This window comes from Phenylobacterium sp. (assembly GCF_035276905.1).
GTDB lineage: Bacteria > Pseudomonadota > Alphaproteobacteria > Caulobacterales > Caulobacteraceae > Phenylobacterium.
Window position 1 is genome coordinate 1 of sequence record NZ_DATELG010000173.1, and the last position, 2116, is coordinate 2116.

Sequence of the window (2116 nt, forward strand, 5' to 3'; positions counted from 1 at the left end):
GCTCCGGCTGGTCGGAGCCGGCCGACGGGGTCGAGCCGCCGGATTCCGCACGGGTCTCGGCGGTGCGCGCCAGCTACCACTCGGGTGACACCGTCGAGGTGCGCATCGAGGCGCCCTTCGCCGGCCAAGCCGAGGTGGTCGTGGCCAGCGACCGGCTGATCACTTCGAAGTCCGTCGCTGTGCCCAAGGGCGGCGCCACCGTGCGGTTCAAGGCCGACGCCGACTGGGGCGGCGGCGCCTATGTCCTGGCCACCGTCGTGCAGCCGCGCGATCCGGTGGCCAGCCCCAAGCCGCGGCGGGCGCCGGGCCTGGTCTACGTGCCGCTGGAGCCCCGCGGCCGCAAGCTGAGCGTCGCCCTGGAGACCCCGCAGCTGCTCGACGCCAAGGCGCCGATCCAGATCCCGCTGACGGTCAAGGGCCTGGGCGCGGGCGAGAGCGCCCATGTCACCCTGGCCGCCGTGGACGAAGGGATCCTGCAGCTCACTCACCAGAAGGATCCGGACCCGGCCGCCTGGTACTTCGGCAAGCGCGCGCTCGGCCTGGCCTACCGCGACGACTACGGCCGGCTGCTCGATCCGAACCTGGGACCCGCCGGCGCGGTCAACTTCGGCGGCGACGAGGTGGGCGGGGCGAACCTGAGCGCCGTACCGATCAAGACGGTGGCGCTGTGGTCCGGCGTGGTGACGACCGACGCCCGCGGCCGGGCCACGGTCCGCCTGCCGCCTGGCGCCTTCAACGGTCAGCTTCGGCTCGTGGCGGTGGCCTGGACCGACAAGGCGGTGGGCGCCGGTGTCGCCGACATGACGGTGCGCGAGCCGGTCGTGGCCGAGCTCGCCCTGCCCCGCTTCCTGGCGCCAGGCGACCGCGCCCAGGCGACGCTGGAGCTCGACAACGTCGCCGGGCGTGCCGGCGGCTATCGCGCCGCAGTGCTGGCCGCCGGGGGCTTCGCGGTCCCGCCGGCCAGGACCTACACGCTCGCTGGCGGCCAGCGCCTTGCCCAGACGCTGGAGATCACGGCTCCGCGCCGCACCGGCGTGGGCGCGCTGGAGCTGCGCACCACCGGTCCGGGCTTTTCGGGCGACCAGCGCTATCCGCTGCAGACCCGGCTGGGCTGGGGCCAGTCGACCAAGGCCATCACCGCCCTGCAGCAGCCCGGCGAGGCCTACACTCCGCCGCCCGGAACCCTTGCAGGCTTCGCCGCCGGCGGGGTGAGCCTGACGGTCTCCTATTCGCCGCTCCGCGGCTTCGACCCGGCGCCGATCGCCCAGGCCCTGTCGCGCTATCCTTATGGCTGCAGCGAGCAGCTAGTCTCGGCGGCCTTCCCCCTGCTCTATGCGCCGCAGCTCGGCGGGACGCCCAGGCTGCGCAGCCCAGCCGCCGACCTCTCCGCCGCCGTCGGCAAGCTGCTCGACCGCGAGGCGCTGGACGGCTCCTTCGGCCTGTGGCGCGTCGGCGACGGCGAGGCCGATCCCTGGCTCGGCGCCTACATCGTCGACTTCTTGCTGGAGGCGAGGGCCCAGGGCGTCGCCGTGCCGGACGAGGCGCTGGGCCGGGCGCTCTCGGCCATGCGCCTGGTCTCCAAGCCCGACGGCTTCAGCTCAGTCGGCTACCAGATGCAGGTCCCCTACCGGTCGGGGCCGGAGGGCAAGCAGCTGCGGGCGGAGAACGAGCGGCGCCGCAGCCGGGCGGCCGCCTACGCCCTCTACGACCTCGCCAAGGCGGGCCAGGGCGACCTGCCGCGGCTGCGCTGGTTCCACGACGTCGGCTTCAAGACCGAGCGCTCGCCGCTGGCGCGCGCCCAGGTCGGCGCCGGCCTGGCGGCTATGGGCGACCGCGTGCGCGCCCACGACAGCTTCGTCCAGGCGGTCGCGGCGCTCGGCTACAAGGACGAGAGCGACTGGTACCAGATGCCGCTGCGCGACCTGGCCGGCGTGATCGCCCTGGCCTACGAGGCCGGCGAGACCGGCATCGCCCGCAGCCTGCAGGGGCGACTGGAGAACAGCGTCCGCGCCCCCGACGCGCTGAACACCCAGGAGCAGGCCCACCTGCTGAAGGCGGCGCAGGCCATGCTGGCCGCCGCCGGGCCGATGAACATCCAGGCCTCCGGCGTGCAGCC

The 2116-nt window shown here is 74.4% G+C and carries 1 pseudogene; it reads left to right on the plus strand.

The window, feature by feature from the left end:
• Positions 1-2116, plus strand: a pseudogene (locus VJS38_RS07945) (alpha-2-macroglobulin family protein); the annotation flags it as partial.